Source organism: Marinovum sp. PR37 (genome assembly GCF_028807375.1).
In the GTDB taxonomy this organism is placed as follows: domain Bacteria; phylum Pseudomonadota; class Alphaproteobacteria; order Rhodobacterales; family Rhodobacteraceae; genus Marinovum; species Marinovum algicola.
This window is the reverse complement of the sequence record NZ_JARAML010000006.1, coordinates 124,443-143,459: the sequence shown is the minus strand read 5'-3', so window position 1 is coordinate 143,459 and position 19,017 is coordinate 124,443. Positions and strand designations below refer to the sequence as shown.

The window sequence follows — 19,017 nt, the reverse complement described above, 5'->3', positions numbered from 1 at the left end:
CCGACCCAGAGCTGCCCGCCCCGGCAAGGGCTTGCCAAGCCGGGCAGGCTCCCTATGTTTAGAATTATTCTAAACTGGACAAGCCGATGCGATTCATCACCCAAAGACGCCGTTTCTCCGACCTGTCCGAGCAGGACATCCTCGCGCTGGCGATCTCGTCAGAGGAAGACGATGCGCGGATCTACCGGATGTATGCCGAACGGCTGCGCCAAGATTACCCGGACACCGCCCGGGTGTTCGACGGCATGGCGGCCGAAGAGGACACCCACCGCCAGCAACTGATCGCGGCGCATCGCGCCCGGTTCGGCGAGGTCATCCCGCTGATCCGGCGCGAGCATGTGGCCGGCTATCACGCCCGCCGCCCGGTCTGGCTGGTCGAGAACCTCGGGCTGGAGCGCATCCGCGAAGAGGCCGCGGCGATGGAACAGGAGGCCGAGCGCTTCTACCTCGCCGCCGCCAAGCGCACCGGCGACGCAGCCACCCGCAAGCTGCTGGGCGATCTGGCGGCGGCCGAGGCGGACCACCAGCTCAGCGCCGAACAGCTCAGCGAACGCCACCTCGACAGCGCCAGCGCGGCCGGCGAGACCACCACCGCCAAGCGGCGTTTTCTGCTGACCTGGGTGCAGCCCGGGTTGGCCGGGCTGATGGATGGCTCGGTCTCGACGCTGGCACCGATCTTTGCCACCGCCTTTGCCACCCAGGACACCTGGACCACCTTCCTCGTCGGCCTCGCCGCTTCGGTCGGGGCGGGCATTTCCATGGGGTTCACCGAGGCCGCCTCGGACGACGGCCAGCTTTCGGGTCGCGGCTCGCCGGTCAAACGCGGCATCGCCTCGGGCGTGATGACCACCCTGGGCGGGCTGGGCCATGCCCTGCCCTACCTGATCCCGGATTTCTGGACCGCGACCACGGTTGCCATCCTGGTGGTCTTTGTCGAGCTCTGGGCCATCGCCTGGATTCAGAATCGTTTCATGGAAACCCCGATGCTGCGCGCCGCCTTTCAGGTGGTGCTGGGCGGCGCGCTGGTCTTTGCCGCCGGCGTGCTCATCGGCTCGGGCTAGCCACGTCACCACCCCGCCCCGGACCCCGATCCGGGGCCCCGCCCCCCACCAGCAACGCGCCCCACCAACGCCGAGCCTTGCTCTGACGGGCCTGCCGAAACGCGGCAGGCCCGCCTTTCAAATTGACCCCGCCGCCCGAGATGATACCCCTTGGCCCATGCTGGCCATCTTCCTCAAGACCCTGCCGTTTTTTGCGATCATCGCGCTGGGCTACGGCGCCGGGCGGACCCGGTTCTTTACCGAGGAAGCGGCCGCCTATCTCACCAAGTTCATCTTCTACTTCGCCCTGTCGGCGATGATCTTCCGCTTCTCCGCCAACCTGTCGTTGGCCGAAATCTGGGACAGCCAGCTGGTGCTGGGCTATCTGGTCGGCAGCCTGGCGGTCTATCTGCTGGCCACCGCCATCGGGCTGGCGCGCGGCATCGGCATCGAACAGACCGCGATCGAGGCGCAATGCGCGGTGATCGGCAACACCGGCTTTCTCGGGGTGCCGATGTTCGTGGTGCTCTTCGGCGAACAGGTCATCGGCCCGGTGATGCTGGTGCTGGCGGTCGACCTGATCGTGTTCTCCTCGCTGATCGTGATCCTGATCACCGGCGCGCGCGACGGCCGCATGTCGCTGGGCGTGCTCGGCACCGTCGGGATGGGTCTGCTCAAGAATCCGATGATCGTCTCGATGGTGCTGGGGCTGAGCTGGGCGGCGCTGGGCACCCCTCTGCCCACCCCGGTCAACGAATTTGTCGTCATCCTCGGCGGCGCCGCCACACCCGGCGCGCTGTTTGCCATCGGCGCCTCGCTGGCCTCGAAATCGGCCGAGCGGGTCACCATCGCGGGCTACCTGAGCTTCTGCAAGTTGGTGCTGCATCCGGCGGCGGTTGCGCTGGCGGTGCTGCTCCTGTTCCCGCTCGATCCCTTCATCGCCACGGTGGTGGTTGCGGCAGCAGCCTTACCGGTGGCCGGCAATGTCTACATCCTCGCCCAGCATTACCGTGTGGCGCCGCACCGCGTCTCGGCGGCGATCCTGTTTTCCACCGCCGCCTCGATCCTGACGCTGCCCTATGTCATCGCCTGGATCTCGGGCGCTTGACCTCGCGCCGTGCAGCGCGTCTTCTCCGGCCCGACAGGCACATCTCCCATCGCACTCACATCAAAGGGATCCCATGGACATCACCGCAGAAAACCGCGCCTTCGACGGTCGCCAGATCGTTGCCACCCATGCCTCCGAGGCCTGCCAATGCGACATGACCTTCGGCCTCTACCTGCCGCCGCAGGCGCAGGACGGGCCGGTGCCGCTGATCTGGTATCTTTCGGGCCTGACCTGCACCCATGAAAACGCCATGACCAAGGCCGGCGCCCAAGCCTGGTGCGCCGAACACGGTCTCGCCATTGTCTTTCCCGACACCTCGCCGCGCAGCACGGCGGTGGCCGATGACGCGGCCTATGATCTGGGCCAGGGCGCCGGCTTCTACATCGATGCCACCGAAGCCCCCTGGGCCCCGCATTTCCGCATGCAAAGCTATATCGCGGACGAGCTGCCCGGCCTGCTCTCTGCCAATTTCCCGCTGGACGCGGCGCGGCAGTCGATCATGGGCCATTCCATGGGCGGCCATGGCGCGCTGACCCTGGCGATGAAGACCCCCGGCCGCTTTTCCAGCGTCTCGGCCTTTTCACCGATCTGCAACCCCTCCGACAGCGACTGGGGCCGCAAGCAGTTCACCGCCTATCTCGGCGCGGATGCGGATTGGGAGGCCCACGACGCCGCCCGGCTTATGCGCCAGGACGGGATCGACATCCCGGTGCTGATCGACACCGGCACCGACGACCAGTTCGGCGACCTGCTCCGGACCGAAGCCCTGGCCCAGGCCATGGCCGAGAAACGCGTGGCGCACAGCCTGCGCATGCAGAAGGGCTATGACCACAGCTATTTCTTCGTTGCGAGCTTCATCGAAGAACATATCGCCTTTCACGCCGACGCGCTCTGGGCCTGAACCGTGGCGATCTACGTCGACGCCGATGCCTGCCCGGTCAAACCCGAGGCCGAAAAGGTCGCCACGCGGCACCGGATGCAGATGTATCTGGTGTCCAACGGCGGGCTGCGGCTGTCGCAGAACCCGCTGGTCGAGATGGTGATCGTGCCCGACGGGCCGGATGTGGCCGACATGTGGATCGCCGAGCGCGCCGGCCCCGGTGATGTGGTGATCACCGGCGACATTCCCCTGGCGGCCAAATGTGTCGCGGCCGGGGCCCAGGTGCTGCGCCACAATGGCGAGGCCTTCACCCCGGCCAATATCGGCCAGCAACTGGCGATGCGCGACCTGATGACCGATCTGCGCGCCGCAGACCCGTTCCGCCAGGGCGGCGGCAAGGCGTTCTCCAAATCCGACCGCTCGCGGTTTCTCGATGCTTTGGAGCGTGCCGTCCGGGCCGCCACGCGGCGCTGATTGCGGGCACGACACGCCCCGGATCAAGCCCGGGGCGCGGAGAGAATGCCCGCTTAGCCGCTCAACCCGCCATGCAGGTTCGGCTGTTGCAAGGCGCCGAACCCGTAATGCCGCAGCCAGCGCAGATCGCTGTCAAAGAAGGCGCGCAGATCGGGGATGCCGTATTTCAGCATGGCGATCCGGTCGATGCCGATGCCGAAGGCAAAGCCCTGCCAGGCGTCCGGATCGATGCCCCCCGCCGCAAGCACCTTGGGATGCACCATGCCCGAGCCGAGGATCTCGAGCCAGTCGTCACCCTCGCCCACCTTGAGCTGACCGCCCTCCCAGGAGCAGCGGATATCGACCTCGGCCGAAGGTTCGGTGAAGGGGAAATGCGAGGCGCGGAAGCGCAACTCCACCCCCTCGACCTCGAAGAACGCCCGCAGGAATTCCTCCAGCGTCCATTTCAGCTGCGCCATCGAGATCTCGCGGTCGATCGCCAGGCCCTCGACCTGGTGGAACATCGGCGTATGGGTCTGGTCGTAATCGGCGCGGTACACCCGGCCCGGCGCGATGATGCGGATCGGCGCGCCCTGTTTCTCCATCGAGCGGATCTGCACCGGCGAGGTATGGGTGCGCAGCACATGCGGCGGACGCGCGTCGCCCTCGGCGCGATGCATGTAGAAGGTGTCCATCTCGGCCCGCGCCGGGTGATGCGAGGGGATGTTCAACGCATCAAAATTGTACCAGTCACTGTCGATCTGCGGCCCCTCGGCGACCGAAAAGCCCATCTCGCCAAAGATCGCCGTCACCTCTTCACGCACCTGGCTGATCGGGTGGATGCTGCCCTGACGGCGGCCGTTGGCCGGCAATGTCACGTCGAGCCATTCGCCACGCAGCCGCGCTTCCAGCGCCGCATCGGCCAGCGAGGCCTTGCGCGCCGAGAGCGCCGAATTGATCTCGTCCTTCAGCGCATTGAGCTTCGGCCCCATGACCTGCCGCTCTTCCGGCGTCATCTTGCCCAGCTCGCGCATCTTCAGGCTGATCTCGCCCTTCTTGCCCACGGCCTGCACCCGCAGCGCCTCGAGCGCGGCTTCCTCGCCGGCATCGGCAATCAGCTGAATATACTTGTCGCGCAGGTCATCCATCGCAGGGCCCTCGGTTCAGTTCGGCGTTGCGCCTCACCTACCCGCCCCCGCGGGCCTGCGCAAGCCGTCAGCGCCGGCGCGCCGCCAGTCCTTCTTCTGGCCACAAATATTCCTGGGGGGAGGGCTGGAAGCCCGGGGGGCAAAGCCCCCCCTCCTGACAAACTGCGGGCAAAGCCCCCTCTTAAAAAACTGCGGGCGAAGCCCGCCACCGTCGACACGCGCAGGCGTGGCGAAAACCGGCGCCGAACGCAAAAGGCCGCCCCCCGAGGAGCGGCCTTTCGAATTCACGGCTGCTGCGGGCCTCAGGCCGGCAGGGCGCCTTTCGCCTGGTCGACGATGGCGTTGAACGCCTCGGGCTCGTGCACCGCCAGATCGGCCAGAACCTTGCGGTCCACTTCGATCCCGGCCAGCGTCAGGCCGTTGATGAAGCGCGAATAGGTCAGGCTCTCGTCATGCGCGCGGACGGCGGCGTTGATCCGCTGAATCCACAGCGCGCGGAACGAGCGCTTGCGCGCCTTGCGGTCGCGCGTGGCGTATTGGTTGGCCTTGTCGACGGCCTGGCGGGCCACCTTGAAGGTGTTCTTGCGACGGCCGTAATAGCCTTTCGCCGCCTTGGTGACTTTCTTGTGACGGGCGTGGGTAACGGTCCCACCTTTAACGCGTGCCATGTGTCAGGTCTCCTTAGCGCGAATAGGGCATCATCGGCTTGATGATCTGCTCATCAGCCTTCGACAGAACCTGCGTGCCACGGGCATCGCGGATGAATTTGGTGCTGCGCTTGATCATGCCGTGGCGCTTGCCCGCCTGGCCGGCTTTGATCTTGCCTTTCGCCGTCACCTTGAACCGCTTCTTGCAGCTCGATTTTGTCTTCATCTTGGGCATTTCGGTCTCCTCTAAGTCGGAACTATGCGCGCGACTCGGCATGCCACTCAGGCCGGCCGCGCGATGGAAAGCGCCGTATAGAGCGGCTTGCCCGAAATGCCAAGAGCAAATGCGCCGAGGGGACGGGATCAGACGAAACGGCCGACCACGCGGTAGAAGACCTCGGGCAGATCGTCCATCCGGTAGCCGCCGGGATGGCTGGTGACCGCAAAGACAATGAGCCCGCCGCCCACCAGAACGGCAATGGCCGCGGCCCGGGGGGCGCGGCCATCGCTGACAGCTGAAATGATCGCGGGCAGCGCCAGAACGGTCACCACGATCCCGGTGACCAGAGCCAGGTCTGAATCCATCAAACGTTTCCCGATTGAACCCGGGAAAGGTTACTCCGGGTCAGTGCTGTAAATCAAACGTTCATCGCAGGGCGCGACACGCAGGATGTTGGTGGTTCCCGGCACGTTGAAGGGCACGCCGGCGGTCACCACGATCTGGTCGCCTTCGCTGGCGATGCCGCTGGCGCGGGCCGCGCGGGCGGCATTGACCACCGCCTGCTTGAAGCGTTCGAGATCGCCGGTCACCACGCAGTAGCAGCCCCAGGTCAGCGCCATGACGCGGGCGGTGCTGCGCCGGTTGGTCATCGCGATGATCGGCACCCGGGGCCGTTCGCGTGCCACCAGCGAGGCGGTGGTACCCGAGGAGGTGAAGCAGCAGATCGCCTTGATCTCGGTGGTCTCAGCAATCTCGCGTGCGGCGGCGACGATGCCGTCGGCCACGGAATGACGCTCGGCCCTGCGGCTGGCCTCGATGATGTCGGTGTAGTTCGGATCGTTCTCGACCTCGATGGCGACATTGTCCATCGTGGTGACCGCCTCGACCGGATAGTCACCAGCGGCGCTCTCGGCGCTCAGCATCACCGCGTCGGCGCCCTCGTAGATCGCATTCGACACGTCGGACACCTCGGCGCGGGTCGGCATCGGGCTCTCGATCATGCTTTCCAGCATCTGGGTCGCGACGATCACCGGTTTGGCGGCGGCGCGGCATTTGCGCACCAGGCGTTTCTGGATCGGCGGCACATTCTGGACGGGCAGTTCGACGCCAAGGTCGCCACGGGCGACCATGATACCGTCAGAGGCGTCGAGAATTTCGTCGAAGTTGGTGACGGCGGCGGGTTTTTCGATCTTCGACAGCACCGCGGCGCGGCCGTTGATCAGCTCGCGTGCCTCCCAGACGTCCTTGGGGCGCTGCACGAAACTCAGCGCCATCCAGTCCACGCCCAATTCGGCCACGAATTCGAGGTCCTTGCGGTCCTTTTCCGACAGCGCCGCCAGCGGCAGCACCACGTCGGGCACGTTCACGCCCTTGCGGTCCGAGATCACGCCGCCGGTGATCACGGTGCAATTGGCGAAATCGGCGCCGCAGTTGTCCACCTTGAGGCGGATCTTGCCGTCATTGACAAGCAGATGCGCGCCCGGCTCGAGGGCGGCAAAGATTTCCTTGTGCGGCAGGCAGACACGGTTGATGTCGCCCGGCGTCTTGTCGAGGTCGAGCCGGAAGCTCGCACCTTCCTGAAGATCCTGCGGACCGTCGCCAAAAGTGCCGACGCGCAGCTTCGGACCCTGAAGGTCGGCCAGGATGGCAATCGGGCTGTCGAGGTCCTTTTCCACCTGGCGGATGATCTTGTGCCGCTCGGCAATCTCTTCGTGCGATCCGTGGCTCATGTTGAGCCGGAACACATCCGCGCCGGCCTCGTGCAGTTTGCGGATCATGTCGTAATCGTTGGACGCGGGTCCAAGTGTGGCAACGATCTTAACTTTGCGGTCGCGTTTCATGGCGCATCAGGCCCTTTCGTATTTGTCGGACACACCGCGCAAGTCTGGCGATGTTATCGCTAACGCTCTTCACCCGCTCTATGCACCACTTCGGCCTCGCAGGCAAGCGACAGGCGCGGTACATATTCCCCCGGCCACATTACGAAGGGATGACATGAGCTTCCACCCCTATTGGACAGAAGGCGCAGATCGGCCGGGCCGCTGGCTGATTACCTGCGATCACGCGACAAATACCGTGCCGGAGGCCGTGAACGGCGGTGATCTGGGTCTGGCGCGCGAAGACATGCGCCGCCACATCGCTTTTGATCCGGGCGCGCTCGGGGTCAGCCGGCATCTCGGCGAACTGCTCGATTCCCCGGCGCTTTTTGCCAATTTCTCGCGGCTGGTGATCGATCCGAATCGTGGCGAGGACGATCCGACGCTGCTGATGAAGCTGTATGACGGCACGATCATTCCCGCCAACCGCCATGCCGATGCCGCCGAATGTGAACGCCGCCTCGACGCCTATCACCGGCCTTATCACGCCGAATACTACCGTCTCGCCTCGCGCCGGCCCGACACTGCGATCTGTGCCGTGCACAGTTTCACGCCGCAGCTCCAGGCCCGCGCGCCGCGGCCCTGGCATCTCGGCATCCTGCATGCCCATGACACCCGGCTGGCGCAGCCGCTGATCGCACGGTTGCAACAGGAACCCGACCTCTGCGTCGAGGGCAACGTGCCCTATTCCGGCCATCTGCCGGGCGACAGCATCGAGCGGCATGCGCTCGCCATGGGGCTGCCCAACGTGCTGATCGAGATCCGCAACGACCTGATCGCCGAAGCGGCCACGCAGCGCGCCTGGGCGGAACGCCTCGCACCGATCCTGTCGGAGGTTCTGCGCAAGACGGGATTGTAAGGACGCCGCACAGGCGGCCGCCGGAACCCGGACACCAAAGGGGCAGCCACAGGCTGCCCCGCCCCTGCCCGGTGCCTCAGTTCAGGCTTTCGATCGCCCGGATGATCGAAAAATCCGTGTGCGGCAGCCGGGCGTTCTTGTCCAGTTCGCCCAAGATGACCGTGGTTTCGCCGCCGCTGTCATCGCGGATCACCCATTGCCGCAGCTCGACCGGATTGCCGGTGAACACCAGATCGATGGTGCCGATCTCGGGGCGCTTGGGGTCGCGCGCGCGCACCTCCGTCGAAGTGCCGTCATAGGTATGCGAGGTCACCATGCCCGACCGCGACAGATCGACGGATTTGGCGAGAATGATGCTCAGCGGCGTGTCGCCCAGCGGATAGCGCTCGGGCGCGCTGCCGACCTTCTTGTCGAAGATCGCCACCTCGCCGCCGGAGGCCAGCACCAGCGCCTTGGCCGGCGGGTTGTAGTCGAACCGCGCCATGCCCGGTCGCCGCAGCGAGATCGTGCCGGTCGAGATCGAGCCGTCATCATTGATCTGGGTGAAGTCGCCCTTGGCCTGCTGCAACTCGTTGAGATAGGCCGAGATCTGCCCCAGCGACAGTTTCTCGGCGGCGGCCGGCAGGGCGGCCATGGTCACGCCGAGGGCGAGAAAGAGGGTCTTGAGTGCATGCATGTGGATAGGTCTCACTGGTTTTTCTGCCGTCACAATGGGCGAAACCGCGATGATATGCGATATCACGCCCCCTGACCTCTCATGTAAGCCCCCGCCCGGCGCGCGCCAGACGCGACGGACGGATCAACGCTCACCATGCCGTGAGACAGCGGCCGGGATCAGGCCTGCTCCGGCACCAGGATCTCGCGCTTGCCCACGTGATTGGCCGCAGAGACAACCCCCTCGTCCTCCATCTGTTCCACCAGCCGGGCCGCCTTGTTGTAGCCGATGGCAAGTTTTCGCTGGATGTAGGAGGTCGAGCATTTGCGGTCCTTGATCACGATCGCCACCGCCTGATCATAGAGCGCATCCTCGCCATTGGTGTTGCCGCCGGTGTTGAGGCCCAGAACCGCGTCGATATTGTCGGCCTTGTCGTCGTCCGGCCCCTGGACCACCCCCGAGACATAGGCCGGCGGACCGAATGCCTTGAGGTGATTGACGATCTCCTCGACCTCTTCATCGGAACAGAACGGCCCGTGACAGCGGGTGATCTTGGCGCCGCCGGCCATGTAGAGCATGTCGCCCATCCCCAGAAGCTGCTCGGCGCCCTGCTCGCCCAGGATCGTGCGGCTGTCGATCTTGGAGGTCACCTGGAAGGAAATCCGCGTCGGGAAGTTGGCCTTGATGGTGCCGGTGATGACATCGACCGAAGGCCGCTGGGTGGCCATGATCAGGTGAATGCCGCTCGCCCGTGCCATCTGCGCCAGCCGCTGGATGCAGGCCTCGATCTCCTTGCCTGCCACCATCATCAGGTCGGCCATCTCGTCGACGATGACGACGATGAAGGGCATCTTTTCGGGGGCGAATTCCTCGGTCTCGAACACCGGTTCGCCGGTCTCGTCATCAAAGCCGGTCTGCACCGTGCGCGAGAACATCTCGCCCTTGTTCAGCGCATCGGAAACCCGGGAATTGTAGCCGTCGATATTGCGCACGCCCATCTTGGACATCTTGCGATAGCGCTCTTCCATCTCGCCCACGACCCATTTCAGCGCCACCACGGCCTTCTTGGGATCGGTCACCACCGGCGACAGCAGGTGCGGAATGCCGTCATAGACGGAAAGCTCCAGCATCTTGGGATCGATCATCACCAGCCGAAGGTCATCCGGCGTCAGCTTGTAGAGCAGCGACAGGATCATCGTGTTGATCGCCACCGATTTGCCCGAACCCGTCGTACCCGCGATCAGCAGGTGCGGCATCTTGGCGAGGTTGGCGACAATCGGATCGCCGCCGATATCCTTGCCCAGCGCCAGCGGCAGGGTGCGGTTGCCGTCGCCATAGTCGCGGCCCGAGAGGATCTCGCGGAACGACACCATCTCGCGCTTTTCGTTGGGAAGTTCGATGCCGATCACCGAGCGGCCCGGCACGGTCGAGACCCGCGCCGAAAGCGCCGACATCGAGCGCGCGATATCGTCGGCCAGGCCGATCACCCGGCTGGCCTTGAGGCCCGGCGCCGGCTCGAGCTCGTACATGGTGACCACCGGGCCGGGGCGGACCGAGACGATCTCGCCCTTGACGCCATAGTCGTCGAGCACCGATTCCAGCATCCGCGCATTTTCCTCGAGCGCCTCGTCGGAGAGCACGTGCCGTTCGATCAGCGCCGGATCGCCCAGAAGCGCCAGCGGCGGCAGTTCGTATTCCGCATCCGCCGGGTCAAAGCCCAGTTCGGGCTGCGCCTCGGCTCTCGCCCGGCGCGACATCGGCGTCGGCTTGCGCATTGATTGCTGCACCACCTTCTTGGGCTCGGCCGGGGTGACGCGGGCCGGCGCCTGCGTCGGAGTGGGTGCGGTGACGGCCCATTCGTCCTCGTCCGGGGTGACAAAGCCGGAGCTGTCCTCGACGAAGATATTGCGCGGTTCTTCATCCTCCGGGAAGTCTTCGGGCGCGCCCATGCCGCCCCTGAGCACGGCAGGGGAGGGGGAGGCCTGTGCCTGCGGGGGGCGTGTCGGGGCCGTCTGAGTCTGGGCTGTCTGGGTCTGGGTGGCCTGGGCAGGTTGTGGCTGCGCGGGCTGGGTCTGTACGGGCTGCGCCTGCGCCGGGCGCGCCGGATCGGAGGGCGCCGCCCGCGGTGCAGCCGGTGCGGTTAATGGCGGTTCGGCGGGCCTTGCGGCGGCCGGCGCGGCAGCGGCCGTCAGCGGCGGTTCGGCCGGCATCGCGGCGGCGGGCGCGGTCAGCGGCGGCTCGGTCTTTTCGGCGCCCGTCGGCGGCGCATTGCGGAAGATCAGCGGATCGGGACCCCGGCCGCGGCCCTTGGTCAGCGGCGCGACCGCCTCGACCTGGATCGCCGGGTTGCGCCGCACCCGGTCCTTGATGACCGAGGTGATCTTGGCCTTGATCCGGTCTTCGCCGGGCATGTCGGGCTCGATCAGCGGACCATCGTTCTCGATCAGCTCCGGCGAAGGCATCTCTTCGGGCGCACTCTCGGTCCGGCGGATCAGCGAGGGCATGCGCGCCAGCAGGCCGGGCTTTTCCGGCGGGCTCTGTGCGGGCACTTCCTCGGGCACCGGCGGCACATAGCTCTGCACGGCCTCGGCCGCGGCGGCCTGTTGCGCGGCCCATTCCTCGGCCTCGCGCCGCTCTTCGGCGCGTTGCGCGCGGCGCTCGGCCTGACGGGCCTGAAGCGTCTGGGCCGCACTCACCGCGCCATGGGCGCCCCGGCCCAGAAGTTTGAGCACCGTGACATAGACCATGATCATGCCGACCAGAAGGAACCGGCCGATGCTCTTGAGTTCCGGCACGGTAAAGCCCAGCACAAAGGCGCCGACGGCAAGGATCGCGACCCCCATGATCAGCGAGGCCAGCTTGACCACCAGCGACGAGCCCACCGGCATCGCCGTCAGCACCGAGCCCAGAACGGTATCGCCGAACAGCCCGCCAAGGCCGAAGGCATGGGTCCAGTCCGGCCCCGGCACCAACGTCGCGGCATAGACCGCCGCCAGCGCGATGGCGATCGGCACAAAGACGGCGCGGCCGGTCGCCCGGTCGGAACCCAGGTGCAGGGCAAAGCGCACACCCCAGGCGAGGAAGGCCACCGCGACCCCCCAGCTGCCCCAGCCGACGATCATGAACAGCGGCGCGGCAATCGAGGCCCCGGCGCGGCCCATCCAGTTCTGCACCGGCGCATCGGTGGCCGACATCCAGGACGGGTCTTCGGGGGTGTAGGAATAGATCATCGCGGCCGCCGCCAGACCCACAAGAATCAGCGCGATGCCGAAAAGCTCCTTGCCACGTTTTTCAACCGCGGCTTGCGTGTTGCTGTCGAGTAGCGGATCGCGTCCCCGTGCCTGAAAAGCCATTCTCACCTCACCTCGTACAGACAGTCGCGCAGGCGCGTGAGCCCGCGGCGCATGTCGTCTATTGGGGCCACCATGGCGACCCGTATGTATCCCTGTCCCGGATTCGCCCCGGAAACATCGCGCGACAGATAGGCGCCGGGCAAGACCCGCACCGCCGTTTCCTGCCACGCCTTCACTGCGGCCGCTTCGCCGTCATCCACCGGCAGCCAGAGGAAAAAGCCCGCCTCCGGCCCGGCATAACCCGCGACCCCGGCAAACACCTCGTCCGCCACGGCGTATTTCGCCTGATAGAGCGCGCGGTTCTCTACCACATGCGCCTCGTCGGCCCAGACCCATTCGCTCACCCGTTGCAGCGGCAGCGGCAGCGGCGCACCGGAATAGGCCCGGAGCTGCTTGACCCGCGCAATGCTCTGCGGACCGCCGGCGATGAAGCCCGAGCGCAGCCCCGGCAGGTTCGACCGCTTGGAGAGCGAGTTGATCAGGATGATCCGCTCCGGGTCGGCGCCGAGTTCGGCGGCGATTTCCAGCACGCCGGTGGGCGGCGCATCGCGGTAGATCTCGGAATAACATTCATCGGCGACGATGCGGAAATCGTATCGCTCCGCCAGCCCGATCAACGTGCGCCAGTACTCGGCGCTGGCAATCGCGCCCTGCGGATTGGCCGGCGAACAGATATAGGCCATGGCGGTGCGGTTCAGCACCTCTTCGGGCAGGCCGGCGTAATCCGGCAGATGGCCGGTCGCCGCGGTCGCCGGCACAAAGACCGGCTCGGCCGCCACCGAAATCGCCGCGATCATGTAGACCTGGTAAAACGGGTTCGGCGTCAGCACGACCGGCCGCTGGCCGTTCTTCTGCTCGGGACAGAGCGCCATGGCAGCGTTGTAGAGCCCTTCGCGCGAGCCATTAAGCGGCATCACCTGGGTCTCGGCGTCAAGCGTGACGCCATACCGCCGCCGCGCCCAATCGGCGATGGCGGCGCGCAGCTCGGGCGTGCCGTCGTTCGGGGGGTACTTGCCGAATCCGGCCAGATTATCGGCCAGCACCGCGCCGACGAAGGCGGGAAATTCATGCTGCGGCTCGCCAATGGTCATGTGCAGCACATCCTGCGCATGCGCCGGAGCCGGTGCATGAGGATCAAGAAGTGCCCGCAGACGCGGGAACGCATAGGCCGGAAGGTTCGAGAACCGTTCGGGGAACATGGGGTTACTGCTTTTTCTGCCTCGGGTGCCGGGGTCGTTGTCGCCCCGTTTGCGCCCAAGGATAAGGCAGTGCCCCGCCGCCGTCCAGAAAAAGACACGATCCGGTAAGGGTTTGTGGCATTTGCGCCAATTCCGCCCCGCAGCGGCGGTTTTCCGGCGCGCCGGGCGGCCGTGGCCGCGGCGGATTGCAGGCCGGCCGCTGTCCGGCGGAGCGCGGCGGGGTGCAAACCCGCCGCCGCCCCTACCCCAGGGCCCGTTCCGCCGCCGCGGCCAGCCGCAACAGCCTCGCCTCGGTCATCGGCGGCGCAAGCATCTGCATGCCACAGGACGGCACCCCGGTCGGCAGGCTCATCCCGCAGCCGCCCATCAGGTTGCCGATCCGGGTGTTGCGCAGGGTCAGCAGGTTCTCGGTCACATAATACTCGGCATCGCTCAACAGCCGCTCGTGATCCGGGGGCAGGTTGGCCGCCGTCGGCATCAGCACGGCGTCATATCCGGCCGTGGCCGCGAAATAAGCCGCCTTGCAGCGCTTCAGGACGTTCCCCGCCACGATCAGCGCGCTGGCCCGGGCCTCGGCGCCGCCGCGGAACCGCTCCAAGATCGGCGCGAACATTTTCTCGGGCGCGGCCTCGATCACCTCGCCCCAGGTGCCGTAGGCCTCGGGCGTGTAGAGGATGCCCGAGAGCGCCATCGCCTCGGCCACTTCCGGCACCGCGAGAGCCTCGACCCGCGCGCCGGCAGCGCGCAGCCGGTCGATGGCGCTCAGGAATGCCGCGCGCGGGGCCTCGCGCAGCCCGTCCATCGCCACCGTTTCGAGCACCGCGAAGCGCCGCCCCGCGAGCGACGCGCCGCGCAAATCGACCGGCTTGCGCCCTTCGAGCGCGGCCAGCAACAGCGCCGCATCCTCGACCGTGCGCGCCAGCGGGCCGACGCTGTCGAAGGAGGGCACCAGCGGCACCACGCCGTCGGTCGAGATCCGGCCATGGGTCGTCTTGAGGCCGACCAGATCGTTCCAGGCCGCCGGAATGCGCACCGACCCGCCAGTGTCGGAGCCGATCGCCCCGGCGGCGAGCCCATAGGCCACCGAGGTCGCCGCGCCCGAGGACGAGCCGCCCGGAACCGCGCCCTCGCCATTGACGCAGGGCGGGGTGGCGGTGATCGGGTTCAACCCGAGGCCGGAAAAGGCGAATTCGCTCATATGGGTCTTGCCGAGACAGACCAGACCGGCGGCGCCGGCCGTGCGCAAGACCTCGGCATCCCGCACCGGCACCCGCCCTTCGAGCAGCGCGCTGCCGGATTCGGTGGCCACGCCGGCAGTGTCAAAGAGATCCTTCCACGACACCGGAACCCCGTCGAGCAGCGACAGTCGCTGCCCCGTGCGGGCGCGCGCGGCCGCCGCCGCGGCTTCGGCCCTGGCGCGGGTTTCGGTCAGACGGGCATAGGTGCTGGCGCCATGCTCATGGGCGGCGATTGCCGCCAGATAGGCCTCGGTCAGCGCCTCGGGGTCGATCTCGCCCGCACCGATGCCGCGTCCCAGCTCCGCCGCCGTCATCCAAAGCCAGTCCTGCATGTCGCGCCTCCTTTTGCCCGGACGGTAGCGGCGTTGACACGCATGGACAATCCCGCCGCGCGGGTCATATTCGCGCCATGACCTATGACAGCGATATCCTGATCGTCGGCGGCGGGCTCAATGGTCCGCTTCTGGCGCTGGCAGCGGCCCGATCCGGGTTTTCCGCCACCGTGATCGACGCGCAATCGGCCCAGGCCCGGCGCGCCGACAATTTCGACGGCCGCTCCTACGCGCTGGCGCTGGCCTCGCAGCGAATGCTGGCGGCGCTGGGGCTCTGGGACAGGCTCGCCCCGGAAGCGCAGCCGATGCACGACATCAAGGTCTCGGACGGCCGCGCCGGCGAAGGGCCGTCGCCCTTCGTGCTGCATTTCGACCATCACGAGATCGAGGAAGGCCCGATGGGCTTCATGGTCGAAGACCGCCACCTGCGCCGCCGCCTGCTGGACGCCATGGCGGATGAACCCGCGATCACCCATCTGCCGGGCGAGACTGTCACCGCGCAGGAGACCGACAGCCGGCGCGCCGGCGTCACGCTGGACTCGGGCCGCACCCTCACCGGACGGCTGCTGATCGGCTGCGACGGCCGCGCCTCGGGCACCGCCCGGCGCGCCGGCATCACCCGCACCGAACACGACTACGGCCAGACCGCGCTGGTCTGTGCCATCGGCCATGCCCGCCCGCACGATGGCTGCGCGCATCAGTTCTTCATGCCCGCCGGACCGCTGGCCATCCTGCCGCTGTCCGGCAATCGCAGCTCGATCGTCTGGAGCGAGAGCCATGAACAGGCGGCAGCCATCAACGCGCTTTCCGACGCGGATTATCTCGAGATCCTGCGGCCCCGCTTCGGCGATTTCCTGGGTGAGATATCCCTTGCCGGCGCGCGGTTTTCCTATCCGCTGCGCCTGTCGCTGGCCGATGCGCTCACCGCGCCGCGCCTCGCGCTTGTCGGCGATGCCGCCCACGGCCTGCATCCGATTGCCGGACAGGGGCTGAACGCCGGCTTCCGCGACATCGCCGCCCTGGCCGAAGTGCTGACCTTGGCCGCCCGGCGCGGCGAAGACATCGCCAGTCCGCTGGTGCTCGACCGCTACGCCGCATGGCGCCGCTTCGACATCGCCACGCTGGCCAGTGCGACCGATGTGTTCAACCGACTGTTTTCCAACGACAACCCGATTTTGCGCGCCACCCGTGACATCGGCCTGGGGCTGGTCAACGCGGTCCCTCCCCTGCGCCGCGGCTTTATCCGCGAGGCCGCCGGGCTGACCGGCGACGCGCCACGTCTGATGCAGGGCAAGCCGCTATAGTGCCCCCGCGCCGGCAGGGGTCTGGCCAAACCGGACCGGGGTCCCGGCGCGGAGGCCGGGACGCGGGAGGTGGCAAAAGCGCTCTCCCCGCCCCGGCCCCGCGCCGGGGCCTCGCGTTCCAAGAAAATCAGCAAACGCCAGACGCGCGGCCTCAGGCCTCGCGGCCCCAATCGGCGTCCTGCATCTCCCGAAGTCGCGAAGCGGTGCGTTCGAACTCGAAGGCGCCCGAGCCCTCGAGGTAGAGGAATTCCGGCGCCGCCGCGGCGCTGGCCACCAGCTTGACCCGCGCCTCGTACAGCGCGTCCACCAGCGTCACGAAGCGTTTCGCCTCGTTGAAATTGCTGCGGCCAAGCTGCGGGATGTTCTCGAGGATCAGCACCCGCGCCGCCTCGGCCAGCGCCAGGTAATCCGCCGGCCCCAGCGGCCGGCCGCAGAGGTCATAGAAGCTTGCCCGCGCCACACCGTTGTGAAATGCCGGGATCTCGACCTGGCGCTTGTTGACCACCAGGGTCAGCGGCGCTCCCTGCCCGCCGGTCAGGTGCTCCCAGACCTGCTCGATCTCACGCCGGGCGCGGTCGTCGGCGGGGGTGAAATAGACCTGCGCGCCCGACAGGCGGTCCTGCCGGTAGTCGCGCGGGCTGACCAACTCCCAGACCTCGAGGTTCTGCTTGATGATCTCGATGAACGGCAGAAAGAGCTGGCGGTTCAGCCCGTCCTTGTAGAGATCGTCCGGCACCCGGTTCGAGGTGGTCACCACCACCACGCCGGCGGCGAACAGGAATTCGAACAACCGGCCCACCACCATGGCGTCGGTGATATCGGTGATCTGCATCTCGTCGAAGGCGAGGCAGCGCAGCCCCTCGGCCACCTGTTTGGCCACCGGCGCCAGCGCATCCTTGGCACCGGATTGCCGGGCGGCGTGCATGCCCTTGTGAATCTCCTGCATGAAGGCGTGGAAATGCACCCGGCGGACGGCAATGTCCTGCGCCTGAAGCGCTTCGACAAAGAGATCCATGAGCATCGATTTGCCGCGCCCGACCCCGCCCCAGAGATAGAGCCCCCGGGGCGGCTCCGGCGCCTTGCGAAACAGCCCGCGCTTGACCGGCTGGGCCAGGCCGGCGCGGATGCGTTCGAATTCCGCCAGCACGGCCTGTTGGGCGTCGTCCGGCTCCAGCGTCCCTGCGGCCACCCGGGCGGCATAAATGTCCTGTATCGTCATCATGAGATGCACATAACGCGCGGGACCGGCCTTGCCCAGAGCGCGCATGCCGGCCCCCGCGGCCCCCGTTCCGGCCCCCGCGCCGGAACCTCCCGGACCGCGCAGAGGGCGAGGCCCGGATCAGGCTCGGGGCGCGATCGCCCCGGGTGCATTCCGGGGCTGAATTGTATCCATCACAATTGCTGAATTGACCGGCCGTTCAGATCAGCTAATGTCGCCGGCGTTTCTCTGACGGAGGCCGTCATGCAGGCCCGCACGCCGCTTTTCACGCCCGTCCTGATTGTCGGGTGCTTCATCATGTTGCTGAGCTTTGCCATCCGGGCGAGCTTTGGCGTCTTTCAGATCCCGATTGCCGAAGAATTCGGCTGGCTCAGGGCCGAGTTTTCGCTGGCCATCGCCATCCAGAACCTGGCCTGGGGCATCGGCCAGCCGCTGTTCGGCATGGTGGGCGAGCGGCTGGGCGACCGGGTGGCGATCGTGCTGGGCGGGGTGATGTATGCGGCCGGGCTGGTGCTGTCGTCGCTGGCGGTGACGCCGGAAGCGCATCAGCTGCTCGAGGTGCTGGTGGGCTTCGGCATCGCCGGCACCGGGTTCGGCGTGATCCTCGCGGTGGTGGGCCGGGCCAGTTCAGACGAGAATCGCTCGATGAGCCTTGCCATTGCCACCGCGGCGGGCAGCGCCGGGCAGGTCTTTGGCGCGCCGGTGGCGGAATACCTGCTGGGGCTGATGTCCTGGCAGAGCGTCTTTCTGGTCTTCGCGGTGGTGATCCTCGCCGCGCTGCTGGCGCTGCCCCTGATGCGCGCACCGCAGCCCGTCAGCAAGCTCGAGCTCGAGGAAAGCATGGGCGCGATCCTGGGCCGGGCCTTTCGCGATCCGTCTTATACGCTGATCTTCCTCGGCTTTTTCTCCTGCGGGTATCAGCTGGCTTTTGTCACCGCGCATTTTCCGGCGCTGGTGACCGAGATGAGCCGCCCCGTCCTGCCCGGCGGCGTGTTGTACAATATCGGCATCACCACCACCTCGGCGCTGGGGGCTTGGGCGATTTCGCTGATCGGTCTGGCCAATATCGCCGGCACCCTTGCCGCCGGCTACCTCGGCAAGCGCTACTCCAAGAAATACCTGCTAGCCGGCATCTATGCCGCCCGGACAATCGTGGCGGCGGCCTTCATCATGTTTCCGATCACCCCGGCGACGGTGCTGCTGTTTTCGGTTTCCATGGGCGCGCTTTGGCTGGCGACGGTGCCGCTGACCTCGGGGCTGATCGCGCATCTCTACGGCCTGCGCTACATGGGCACGCTTTACGGCATCGTCTTTTTCAGCCACCAGCTCGGCAGTTTCCTCGGCGTCTGGCTGGGCGGGCGGATGTATGACCTTTATGGCGATTACACCATGGTCTGGTGGATCGGTGTCGGTGTCGGGGCGTTTTCGGCGGTGGTGCATCTGCCGGTCAAGGAAAACCGGCCGCTGCCGGTCGCGGCCTGAACG

The 19,017-nt window shown here is 66.9% G+C and carries 17 protein-coding genes; 7 read left to right on the top strand and 10 right to left on the bottom strand.

The annotated features are described in order from the left end of the window. Positions 1 to 86 precede the first annotated feature (86 nt). From mbfA to PVW49_RS07515, 4 genes are all read left to right on the top strand, one after another. Entirely contained in the window at positions 87 to 1,061 is a 975-nt protein-coding gene (gene mbfA / locus PVW49_RS07530) for an iron exporter MbfA (protein ID WP_048529448.1), read from the top strand. Positions 1,062 to 1,218: 157 nt separating this feature from the next. Then, positions 1,219 to 2,148, top strand: a complete 930-nt coding sequence (locus PVW49_RS07525; protein WP_274590249.1) for an AEC family transporter — start codon at positions 1,219 to 1,221, stop codon at positions 2,146 to 2,148. Between the two features lie 73 nt (positions 2,149 to 2,221). Continuing rightward, the gene (fghA, locus tag PVW49_RS07520) at positions 2,222 to 3,049 is read left to right on the top strand and encodes an S-formylglutathione hydrolase (protein WP_274590248.1); all 828 of its coding nucleotides are present in this window, start codon (positions 2,222 to 2,224) and stop codon (positions 3,047 to 3,049) included. A 3-nt stretch (positions 3,050 to 3,052) separates the two neighbouring features. Beyond that, the gene (locus PVW49_RS07515) at positions 3,053 to 3,502 is read left to right on the top strand and encodes a YaiI/YqxD family protein (protein WP_274565826.1); all 450 of its coding nucleotides are present in this window, start codon (positions 3,053 to 3,055) and stop codon (positions 3,500 to 3,502) included. A gap of 53 nt (positions 3,503 to 3,555) precedes the next feature. Here the strand turns inward: PVW49_RS07515 and pheS are convergent, their stop codons facing one another. From pheS to pyk, 5 genes are all read right to left on the bottom strand, one after another. Then, on the bottom strand, positions 3,556 to 4,629 hold the full coding sequence (pheS, locus tag PVW49_RS07510; RefSeq protein WP_048529440.1) for a phenylalanine--tRNA ligase subunit alpha: 1,074 nt from the start codon (positions 4,627 to 4,629) through the stop codon (positions 3,556 to 3,558). A 302-nt stretch (positions 4,630 to 4,931) separates the two neighbouring features. Next, positions 4,932 to 5,297 (bottom strand): 50S ribosomal protein L20, encoded by a 366-nt coding sequence (rplT, locus tag PVW49_RS07505; RefSeq protein ID WP_048529439.1) that lies wholly within the window; start codon positions 5,295 to 5,297, stop codon positions 4,932 to 4,934. A gap of 13 nt (positions 5,298 to 5,310) precedes the next feature. Next, positions 5,311 to 5,511, bottom strand: a complete 201-nt coding sequence (gene rpmI, locus PVW49_RS07500) for a 50S ribosomal protein L35 (protein ID WP_048529438.1) — start codon at positions 5,509 to 5,511, stop codon at positions 5,311 to 5,313. Positions 5,512 to 5,639: 128 nt separating this feature from the next. Further along, complete coding sequence (locus tag PVW49_RS07495; protein WP_274590247.1) at positions 5,640 to 5,861, bottom strand: hypothetical protein; 222 nt, start codon at positions 5,859 to 5,861, stop codon at positions 5,640 to 5,642. 30 nt (positions 5,862 to 5,891) lie between these two features. Next, positions 5,892 to 7,337, bottom strand: a complete 1,446-nt coding sequence (gene pyk / locus PVW49_RS07490; protein WP_048529434.1) for a pyruvate kinase — start codon at positions 7,335 to 7,337, stop codon at positions 5,892 to 5,894. Positions 7,338 to 7,491: 154 nt separating this feature from the next. Here pyk and PVW49_RS07485 point away from each other — a divergent pair, with 154 nt between their 5' ends. Then, complete coding sequence (locus PVW49_RS07485) at positions 7,492 to 8,232, top strand: N-formylglutamate amidohydrolase (protein ID WP_048529432.1); 741 nt, start codon at positions 7,492 to 7,494, stop codon at positions 8,230 to 8,232. Positions 8,233 to 8,308: 76 nt separating this feature from the next. On the opposite strand, the gene PVW49_RS07480 is transcribed toward PVW49_RS07485, so the two are convergent. The 4 genes from PVW49_RS07480 to PVW49_RS07465 form a co-directional block, all read right to left on the bottom strand. Then, a complete protein-coding gene (locus tag PVW49_RS07480) occupies positions 8,309 to 8,908 on the bottom strand; it encodes a LolA family protein (RefSeq protein WP_274590246.1) in 600 nt (199 codons plus the stop codon). Positions 8,909 to 9,066: 158 nt separating this feature from the next. Further along, on the bottom strand, positions 9,067 to 12,240 hold the full coding sequence (locus PVW49_RS07475) for a DNA translocase FtsK (protein WP_274590245.1): 3,174 nt from the start codon (positions 12,238 to 12,240) through the stop codon (positions 9,067 to 9,069). 2 nt (positions 12,241 to 12,242) lie between these two features. Next, positions 12,243 to 13,439 (bottom strand): aminotransferase class I/II-fold pyridoxal phosphate-dependent enzyme, encoded by a 1,197-nt coding sequence (locus PVW49_RS07470; RefSeq protein WP_274565827.1) that lies wholly within the window; start codon positions 13,437 to 13,439, stop codon positions 12,243 to 12,245. Between the two features lie 241 nt (positions 13,440 to 13,680). Beyond that, entirely contained in the window at positions 13,681 to 15,009 is a 1,329-nt protein-coding gene (locus PVW49_RS07465; RefSeq protein WP_074836972.1) for an amidase, read from the bottom strand. A 77-nt stretch (positions 15,010 to 15,086) separates the two neighbouring features. On the opposite strand from PVW49_RS07465, the gene PVW49_RS07460 reads away from it, so the two are divergent. Continuing rightward, a complete protein-coding gene (locus PVW49_RS07460; RefSeq protein ID WP_274590244.1) occupies positions 15,087 to 16,313 on the top strand; it encodes a UbiH/UbiF/VisC/COQ6 family ubiquinone biosynthesis hydroxylase in 1,227 nt (408 codons plus the stop codon). A 151-nt stretch (positions 16,314 to 16,464) separates the two neighbouring features. On the opposite strand, the gene zapE is transcribed toward PVW49_RS07460, so the two are convergent. Further along, a complete protein-coding gene (gene zapE, locus PVW49_RS07455) occupies positions 16,465 to 17,535 on the bottom strand; it encodes a cell division protein ZapE (RefSeq protein WP_048533646.1) in 1,071 nt (356 codons plus the stop codon). 240 nt (positions 17,536 to 17,775) lie between these two features. Here zapE and PVW49_RS07450 point away from each other — a divergent pair, with 240 nt between their 5' ends. Then, a complete protein-coding gene (locus tag PVW49_RS07450; RefSeq protein ID WP_274590243.1) occupies positions 17,776 to 19,014 on the top strand; it encodes an MFS transporter in 1,239 nt (412 codons plus the stop codon). Positions 19,015 to 19,017: the final 3 nt, after the last annotated feature.